The organism is Bacteroidota bacterium (assembly GCA_018831055.1).
In the GTDB taxonomy this organism is placed as follows: Bacteria; Bacteroidota; Bacteroidia; order Bacteroidales; family B18-G4; genus M55B132.
Map to the genome: position 1 here is coordinate 1 of JAHJRE010000047.1, position 9,931 is coordinate 9,931.

Here is a 9,931-nt window from a genome sequence, read left to right on the forward strand (position 1 = left end):
GACCGGGCTGGAAGGATAAGGCTGGCTGGAAGAATAAATTTCCTGGACCGGAACTGCCTTATATCCGTCGGGAGCACCAATGGAGATGGGGAATTGACCGGGCGCAGGCATAATATGAATGTTGTGGATGGTTTTCCCATACTTCACATCGAGAATTTTAATACCGGTAATTTCTTGTCCCTGTGGTAACAGCAGATCGGCCCCAAACCAGGGAAGCAGAGGAGTGCCTTCATCGCCCAGGTTAAAGCATCCCTGAATCTCAACAAAACTGGAACCGTCTTCATTTTGAGTTATCTGAGGTGCATTAAACCTGTATGTATGCGTAAGTGTTTGGGCAGTGCTGAACATAGTGGTTAGCAGCAGGCAGGCAAGAATAATGATCCATGATTTTTTCATAGTTAACTTGGGTGTAAGGTTTATGAAAAGATTAAATTATTGGACGTAGACAATGTATATAAGTGTAAAGGTTGTATAATTTGTTAAAAAATTCACAACAAATGTAGAAAAAAATGGAATTATAATGAAATTGATGAATATATTCATGAAGTCGAGGCTTGTGCCGAGCGAAGTCGAGGCTTGTGCCGAGCGGAGTCGAGGGCCTGTACCGAGCGAGTCGAGGGGTCACTTCTCTATCACAACCTTCCTGGCAACACTTTCATCACCCAATCCAACCCTTACAATATAAATCCCCGGCGAATAATCTCCCACATTTAGGGTGGTTATTGTATTTCTGTAATCCTTGCCAAATAATAGCTGCCCTGAGGCATTGTATATTTCAATCCTTTGGAATGGCTTGCCTGATTCTATAGTGAGTTGATCTGATGCAGGATTCGGAAAGATACTGACTTCTTTGCTGCTTTTCGTCACCGGGATTTCATGCATGGTGGTGGTCAGAAAATCCAGGATGTAAACCCGGTCGGGGCCGGGACTGGGGATGATGCATTTCTGGCTGGCGTAATCCACATACATGCTACGTGTGGGTTCCTTCATGTGGTACTCCACTCCGTCATGGTAAAGGTAACGCATGGTGTTGACAATGGGTTTTCCCTGCGGGTCAATACAGATCTGGACCTGCGGGTCGACAGGCTCAAAATCAATGGTGTCTTCTATAATGGCTGTTTCAGGATCTACTACCCAGATATCGTCTCTCCTTGCAATATAAAACTTTTTGTCGATCCTGTTAAACTCAACAGACATACCACCATAGCCGTCATCGGCACTGATGGTATTTTCCAGGTAGGAACCGGAACCATCAAGATAGACGATATCAAATGTCGGAGTGAGAAACCAAAATGGTATGCAAACCCTTTTGCTGTCTTCCGTGAAAGCCATGTCATGGATACAGCGACCGGACAAGGTAACGTTGGCAACCACTTCCATCAGTTCAGTGTCGATAACCAGGGCAGTATATTGTTGCCCAATGATAATGTACTTTCCATCGGGGGATATTTCAGGAGAGTAGGTATACTCCCATGTGACATAATATGCGAAATAATCTGTGATGTCGAGTTTTTGCTCAATGACACTGTTCGCACCATCCAGTCGGATCTTTATAAGTTGATGTTCTTTCCTGCTATAAGCGTAAGCATATTCCTGGTAAGGCCCCGGCATGATCATGTCGAAACCATTGGCGTTGAATTGCTTTATGATACTGAGTGTAGGTATGTCAAACAGCAAAAGTTGGCGGATATCACTTCCTCCCATTAACAAATGGTCATCATTTACCTGCACAATGGTGCTTATTTCTTCAATATCCAGGAGGGTATCCACTTCATAGGTGTTTGCGTTTATGATGCTGATGTTTCCTGAAAGAGGATTGGCAGTGATGATCTTTTCATGCGTATTGTTCAAAACAGCAGAATATGTAAGATCAGCTTCGGGTTGCACACCACAAATGGCACTGTCGGTCTTTACAAGGTTGGCAGGGTCGTCAAAATTAAAAACATTAATTGTCTCATTCTTTTTCCAGTTGGTGATATCCTTGTTGGCAAGAAAATCGCACCATATAAAATCATAGGATACCGGAGATGAGGCCATCACCTTGTAATTCCCAAATAGCGTTAAATATTCGTTATAAACATAATCCTCCAGTTCAAAGTCAAAGATCCGGTATTTATCTCCCATGGTGATGGTATATCTTTTATCGTATGACTGGACCATGTCAATTTGTGCATCGTCATATTGTTCAAGTGGAATCAGCTTAACAACGTGAGAATCAAAATCCGCCATAACGCCATATTGGCCCGTTGCAATATTCCCAATTTCAAGAAACATCTTGCTGCCATCTTTATTTACAGCCAGATTATCCTGCCAGTACCAGAAGCCGATCATGGATTCTTTGGGTGTGATAACTGAATCCAAAACCTTATGTGTGTATGCATCCACCCTGTAAAATATTATGGAATCCTGTTTCCTGGATTGCATAAATAAAGTGTCGCCGGTTTGAGAAGCTTTAAAATTCACAACACCTTCTCCCGGTCTGTAAAAAGTCTTTACCACTTCCCCGGTGAAGGCATCCAGGATGATAGCCAGCATTCCCCCGTTCCTAAGGGAAGCAATATAGCGGTCGCTCCCGATAAGCTCAAAACGTGACAGGGTATACACCTTCCGGCCAATCCAGCCTTCCCACATATTGATCTGTTCAATAAAGGGCCAACTGTTTTCCCAAAGTTTCTTGTGAGTACTCAGTCCAAACGCTGCAAGATCAGCCAATTTCCAATGCTCCCTCATATCAAACCCAATATAAATAATGTCCTCGCTCTGGTTCACTTCGATCACGCTGGGCTGTGGATCGACGAAAAAGTGGTCTTCTATGGAATAATCATCGAGACTGATGATGTATATGTCGTCCGAGTAATAACAACTGACATAGATCCTGTCTTCATTGACAAACAGGTCTTCGGGCCCTTCCCCGATCTTAATGTCGGCCAGGATACTCAGATCCTCTGCATCATACACCACCACATTGTTGGAATGATGATAGATGATCACAATCCTGGAACCATCGGAGGTATATTTTACTTTATACGGTAGATCCGCTTCAGGAAGGATTCCTGGTTCAATACTGTCCATATGCATGTCCAGAAAATCAGATCCATGCGTTGGATTCCTCTCAAAATGATATTTCGGGGAAATATTATAGCGACCATCAAAGCTGATATGCTCCGGTATCTCGCCGTCTTTGACAGGATGTATGTACGTTGTATCCGACAATTTCAGGATAACCGAAGATGGCTGGCCCTCAATATTGTTGAGGATACTGACTTCCTGGGAGAAACAAAAAGAAGAGATAACAAATAGAAGAAGGCAATGTATGAGGTGTTTCATGGCGAAAGAACATTTTTGGGATTAACAATGGAGTACCCTGCCATAAAGTTAATAAAGAATTTTGAAATACATGATCGAAGATCGAAGAACAAACAATCTACGATGGATGATATGATCACAGATATGAAAATCTATAAATCTAAAATCCAATCTTCGATCTTCGATCGTTTGTTCTTAGATCTTCGATCTTCCCCTCTATTCACACTTTATCGCCTCCACCGGATTCGCCAGCGCCGCCCTCACCGAGAAGAACAGGATGGTGGCCAGCCCGATCAGCAAAGACAGGATAAAGGCCAACGCAAAGATCCACCAGTGAAGTACGGTCCGGAACTCAAACTGCTGCAGCCACTCATGCATGGCATACCAGCCCAGTGGAATGGCGATGATGTTCGAGATGATGATGATACGAATGAAATTCCGGTTCAGCTGGTACACGATGCCGGCCACGGAAGCGCCCAGCACCTTCCGTATTCCTATCTCACGGGTGCGCTGTACGATGACATAGGATACCATGCCCAGTAGTCCCAAACCGGCAATGAAGATGGCCACAATGGTAAAAAAACGTATGATATTCAGGAGCTTGGTCTCCAGGGAATACATGTCTTCCAGCATCTCTCCGTAAACATTATACTCAATGATATTCTTCGGATAGATATCTTTTAATGCTTCCTCGGCCTGCAGGATCACCTGCTCCGTATTGCCTGGATAGGTTTTGATGTGGAGTTTGGAAAAATATCTTGGCAGGTAGGTAAATGCTATCGGATCAATCTTCTCGGCCAGTGAATACACATGGAAATCCTTTACAACCCCAATGATCCTGCCATGAAGCCCGCTGACCATGAGATGTTTCCCAAGAGCCTCGGGTGCAGATCCAAAACCCAGCATGCCAATGAGCCTCTCATTGACTACCCAGGAAAATACCGAGTCTTCAGGATGCCTCGATGGATACCAGCTTCCTGCAAGCAAGCGGAGATTGTAGGTGCTGAGGTAGGAACTGTCGGCGAATTTGATGTTAGCCGTCATATCACCTTTGACATCCGAATCCCTCGACTCAAAATTGGTGCCCATGTTGTGGCCGTCGGTCGGACTGGAAAAGGCAAGGCTATAGTTTTCTATTTCCTTGATACTTTCCATGCTCCGCCGGACTGCATTAAGGTCATTCTCTTCCTGGCCGGGCAGATCGAATACCACCACATCTTCACTTTCAAAGCCCAGGTCTTTGTTCAGAATATACTTCATCTGAAGGGAAATGGCAATGGAACTGATGATCAGCACCACTGATATCACAAACTGGATGGCCAGCAGTATGTTCCTCAGGCTCAGCCGCCGGTGTGATGACCCGCTGACTGCTTTCCTGATTGCTTCAATGGGACTGAAGGAAGATAAGACCAGTGCAGGGTATAACCCTGAGATAAGGGTCACCGCCAGAATTACCCCAATGGCATACAGGATGAACTGCCAGTCGGAGTATATGGCCAGATGAATATTGTTCCCCAGGAAGTCGTTGATATGCGGCAGGCTGATCTCCGTAATGATGATGGCAATGATCAGGGCCAGGATGGATAAAAGCATCGTTTCGGTTATGAATATCATGGATATCTGCCTCCTGCTTGCCCCGATAACCTTACGGATGCCCACCTCCCGCGAACGCTTGATGCCCTGGGCTATGGATAGGTTGATGAAATTGATTCCGGCAATGACGATGATGAGAATACCAATGAAGGCGTAAATCAACAATGATTTCCGGGTAGTAGAATAGGTGTTGTGAATGTTTTCGAAATCAGGAGTGTAATGAATCTCATCAATGGACTGGAGAAGGTAAACGCTGTTTTGGGTAATCCTGTTCTCAATATTATCCTGGATGACTTCGTTCATCTTCTTTTCAAATGTTTCTGGATCCGTTCCTGCCGGCAACTTCACATAGGTTTCGACATGGGAAATGGTTATTGTCCAGCGGTCAATGTCAAGCTCAAGGTATTCTTTATTCAGGAACCCCAGCGGGATGATCATTCCGAATGGCTGGCTGCTGTTCTTTGGCGGGTCTTTCAGGATGCCGGTAACGGTGAAGTCATAATCCGTATTCAGACTGATGATCTGCCCCATAGGATTTCCATCGCCAAAAAGCTTCTTTGCCACTGATTCCGTGAGCACTACCGAATGGATATTGTCAAGACTTTGCGCGGGGCTCCCGGTAATCCATTCATAGTCGAAAAAATCAAAGAAAAGGGAGTCGGCATGCAGGATGTTCTCAACTTTAAAGACTTTCTCCCCTATGGTCACTTCCTGCGACGGCTCATTGTACAGACGCGTAAACTGATATTCCGCGAAGGACGTCCTCAGAAGTTCAGCCAGAGGGAACTGTGTACATCCGAAATACGCCATCTCCGTGTTGTAGTCTTCCATGATATTAATACGGTAGGTTTTTTCCCTGTCCTGGTGAAACTTGTCGAAACTTGTCTCATGCCGTATATACAGGAAAATGATGGTCGCCGAGGTAAGTGCCACACTCAGCCCTGTCAGGGTGATGACCGTGAAGAGCTTGTTTCTCCACAGGTTCCTTATGGCGGTTGTCAGATAGTTATTGATCATGACTTTAATTTCTTACTATTCATACTTCAACACCTCTGCAGGATTCGTTCTTCCCAGCCTGTTCACCAGCACCAGGATCGTGATCCATGCAATGGCAATGGTAAGTATTAATGTTATCACAAATGGGATATATCCTATGGGCTGCGCGTACGCAAAGCGTTTCAGCCAGTTTTCCATAAACAGGTATGCTGCAGGTATGGCCAGGATGTTGGCAAGAAGGATCCATTTCAGGTAATCTCCCGATACTCCCAGAATGATCTGTTGCACGCTGGCTCCCAGTACTTTCCTGACCGCAATTTCCTTTTTCCTGTACTCCGTCGTGAAGGCTGCCAGCCCGAACAAACCAAGACAAGCAATGAAAATAGCCAGGATGGAAAAATGCATGAAGATCTCCCCGAAATACCGCTCCATGCCATAGGCATCGTTCACATGGACTTCCTGGAAGAAATAGTTGAAGGGCTCGTTGGGATACATTTTGTTCCATAACGACTCTATCTTATTGAGGGTTTCCTGCCGGTTCACCGGGTTTATTTTAACCGATAACAGATCGTATCCCAGCCATGGTTTCATGGTGATGATCAGCGGCTTGATGTCCTCGTGAAGGGTGGAAAAGTTGAAATCCCGCACAACCCCGATCACAGGATGCCTGCCATCGCGGGTGATTAACTTGCCGACAGGATCATCCCATCCCAGCATCTTTGCCAATGTCTCGTTTATGAGAAATGCTTCCCGGTCGGTTTCCATCCGGCTATTGAAATTGCGCCCCTCGATGATGGGTATATCAAGGGTTCCCAGGAAATCCGGGTCTATGTCCAGTGCATGGATCAGCATCGGCTTTTCCATGCCTTCAGGAAGGTAACCGTTCATCATGAAACTTCTTCCAGGAACTTCTGAGGATGCTCCGCTGCTTATCACCTCAGGAATGGAGCGCAACTCATTCTTCAACAGCTCAAAACCGTCTTTTGATTTTTCGCTGACCAGGGGCACAACCACAACATTCTCCTTGCTGTAACCCAGATCCTTGTTCTTTATGTATCCGATTTGCCTGTAAACCACCAGTGTGTTGATGATCAGGGCCGAAGAAATAAAGAACTGCAGGACGATCAGGATGTTCCTGAAACGGTATTTACTCCTTCCTTTTTTGTCACCGCCTTTCATGATATCCACCGGCTGGAATCCTGAAAGGTAAAAGGCGGGGTAGCTGCCTGCCAGAAGGCCAACAATGAGAACCAGTAGGATCAATCCCGGTATCAGCAGGGCAGGAGGCAGCATGTACAGGTTGATGGAAACACCCGTCAGGTTATTGAAGTAGGGCTGGAAAAGTTCGGTCAGGATGATCGCAATGACCAGCGAAAGAATGGTGATCAGCATAGATTCGCCGATGAACTGCCTGATCAGTTGCCCTTTGCCGGCCCCGACAACCTTGCGGATCCCGACTTCCCTCAGTCTTTTCAGGGAACGGGCCGTTGACAGGTTGGTGAAGTTGATGCAGGCCAGGATCAAAATGAAGACCGAAATGGTGATGAAAATGATGATGTTCGTAAGGCCGGTATGGTTTTCCTCGGTTCTTGGTTGTAAATGAACGCCCGCAATCGGTTCCAGGTCGAGATGCATGGTCACTCCATACTCGCGGTATTTGTAATTTATATGTTTTTCCAGGAAGTCGCCGTAACGCGATTCCAGGGTTTCCATGGATGCCCCGGGCTTTAGCATGACATAAGTGTAGTAGGCATGGCCGCCGTCCCAGCCGAGATACAGGTTCGTATCCAGATACAAAGTGGTAAAGGAGATCAGGGCATTGAACCGGATGGTGGAGCTGGATGGCACGTCCTGGCAAACTCCCGTGACCTTCAGTCCTGTATTGTTGTTCAGGCGGATGACCTCACCCATTGGATCTTTATCGTCAAAGATCTTTCTTGCTGTACTTTCGGTAAGCACAATGGAATATGGTTCTGTAAGGGCTTTTTCAGGATATCCCTGCAGGAGGGGGAAAGAAAACATGTTAAAGAAGGAAGAGTCGGTATACAGCATTTCAGGAATGAACACATCCTTTTCATTCCAGGAAATGTTTCCGCCACGGTCAGTGGAGAACCTTGTCATGTCTTCTATCTCAGGAAACTCTTCCAGCATGCTTTGTCCTACCGCCGCTACCATGATCGCTGAAGGTTCCATATTGCCCTTGCGCTCGGCAATGTAGTTAACACGGTACAAGCGGTCCTTGTTATTATGGAAGCGGTCAAAACTGTATTCATGGTAAACATAGAGCATGATGATGATGGAAGCGGACAAACCAACGGACAACCCAAGGATGTTGATTAATGAGTATAGCTTGTTTCGCCACAAATTCCTGAAAGCAACGATGAAATAGTTCTTTATCATGGCTGATGGTTCTTTTATTACTCCAAAAACAAGTTATATGCCATTCGTTATAAATAGCTAATATACAATAATGTATAAACAGTTTGGGAATTATTATATCTTTGTGATTGTTTCAAAGTGAAACGGTTGGCTGTACTGATATGAAACAAAAAATACTAATCCTTGATGACGATCATGACATCCTGTTAACGACCAGAGTTATTCTGAAACATGATTTTCCGGAGGTCATCACCGAAAAGGATCCTGCAGCGATCCCTGAATTGCTTGAAAAGCATGATTTCGACGTTATCCTGCTCGACATGAACTTCTCCCCGGGCCGCACCGATGGGAGGGAAGGGGTGGAATGGCTCAGGAAGATCAGGGATACCAACCCTGATATCCCGGTAGTGATGATCACCGCATATGGCGAAGTAGAGCTGGCGGTAAAAGCCATGAAAGAAGGAGCGACCGATTTCGTGGTCAAGCCCTGGGACAATGAGAAGCTGCTTGCCACGGTTATGTCTGCATACCGTCTGGGCCGGTCCAGGAAGGAGGCCGGTGCCTTGCGCAGAACCCAGGAGATACTGGTTGGCGATATGGACCAGCCTTTTGCCGGCATCATAGCACAGTCGAAGGCTATGAAGGACATCCTGAATATGGTGGAGAAGGTGGCCGTAACCGATGCCAATGTGCTGATCCTGGGGGAGAACGGAACCGGCAAAGAAGTGATTGCCAGGGCCATCCACCGGCAATCGCCACGCAACGGTAAGATATTCATGGCTGTTGACCTGGGGGCGATACCGGAATCCCTTTTTGAGGCAGAGCTTTTTGGGTATATGAAAGGTTCTTTCACCGGAGCCATAGAAGACCGCCCGGGACGTTTCGAAGCCGCCTCCGGAGGCACCTTGTTCCTGGATGAGATCGGCAACCTTTCCCCGGCCATGCAATCCAAGCTGCTTACAGCCATTCAGAACAGGTCTGTTACACGCATTGGTTCCAACAAACCGGTAAGCACAGATATCCGTCTTATCTCGGCAACAAATATGCCATTGCAAGCCATGGTTTCGGAAAACCGGTTTCGCCAGGATCTTCTTTACCGCATCAACACTGTGGAGATCATCCTTCCGCCTTTGAGGGAAAGAAGAGAAGACATTCCCCTGTTGGTAAAACATTTCCTGAAATTATACGCAAACAAATACCGTAAGAAGATCAGGTTATCGGATGCAGCCCTCCGCAGGCTGCGCACCTATGATTTTCCAGGGAATGTCCGTGAACTGCAACACCTCGTAGAACGCGCGGTGATCCTGACCGGACAGGAAACCATTTCCCAGGAGGAGCTTTCCATTTCTTCTCCGGGAACAGAAGAAACCCCGGCTTCTTCCCTGAACATGGAGACCCTTGAAAAGAACGCCATCCTGGCCGCCCTGAAAAAACACGAAGGGAACCTCACCAAAGCCTCCAAAGAACTGGGAATGGGAAGGACGACGTTGTACAGGAAGATGAAGAGGTATGGGGAAGGAAGAGAATGATTTGCGATTCTGTATTCTGTATTCTGTATTGTCAATGGGATTGACAATGGGCAATTTAATATTGTCAATGCATTGCAAATAGAAAATATTCAATTGCCCATCCTATTGAAAATACAGAATACAGAATA

Annotated in this window: 5 protein-coding genes; 1 reads left to right on the forward strand and 4 read right to left on the reverse strand. The window is 46.1% G+C overall.

The genetic code is table 11. The features are described 5' to 3' along the window. The 4 genes from KKA81_02995 to KKA81_03010 all read right to left on the reverse strand — a co-directional run. Positions 1-396: hypothetical protein (locus tag KKA81_02995; GenBank protein ID MBU2649878.1), on the reverse strand; the 396-nt coding region annotated here is incomplete at its 3' end. Positions 397-621: 225 nt separating this feature from the next. Further along, positions 622-3,327, reverse strand: a complete 2,706-nt coding sequence (locus tag KKA81_03000; GenBank protein ID MBU2649879.1) for a T9SS type A sorting domain-containing protein — start codon at positions 3,325-3,327, stop codon at positions 622-624. Positions 3,328-3,522: 195 nt separating this feature from the next. After that, positions 3,523-5,916, reverse strand: a complete 2,394-nt coding sequence (locus tag KKA81_03005) for an ABC transporter permease (protein ID MBU2649880.1) — start codon at positions 5,914-5,916, stop codon at positions 3,523-3,525. Between the two features lie 15 nt (positions 5,917-5,931). Continuing rightward, positions 5,932-8,295, reverse strand: coding sequence for an ABC transporter permease (locus tag KKA81_03010; protein ID MBU2649881.1), 2,364 nt, complete (start codon positions 8,293-8,295; stop codon positions 5,932-5,934). 140 nt (positions 8,296-8,435) lie between these two features. Between KKA81_03010 and KKA81_03015 the strand changes: the two genes are divergently transcribed. Next, positions 8,436-9,803: a sigma-54 dependent transcriptional regulator gene (locus KKA81_03015; GenBank protein ID MBU2649882.1), complete on the forward strand. Its 1,368-nt coding sequence runs from the start codon at positions 8,436-8,438 to the stop codon at positions 9,801-9,803. Positions 9,804-9,931 lie beyond the last annotated feature (128 nt).

Coding starts and splice junctions, on each gene's coding strand:
- KKA81_03000 (MBU2649879.1), bottom strand. CDS start 3,327: ATGAAACACCTCATACATTGCCTTCTTCTATTTGTTATCTCTTCTTTT.
- KKA81_03005 (MBU2649880.1), bottom strand. CDS start 5,916: ATGATCAATAACTATCTGACAACCGCCATAAGGAACCTGTGGAGAAAC.
- KKA81_03010 (MBU2649881.1), bottom strand. CDS start 8,295: ATGATAAAGAACTATTTCATCGTTGCTTTCAGGAATTTGTGGCGAAAC.
- KKA81_03015 (MBU2649882.1), top strand. CDS start 8,436: ATGAAACAAAAAATACTAATCCTTGATGACGATCATGACATCCTGTTA.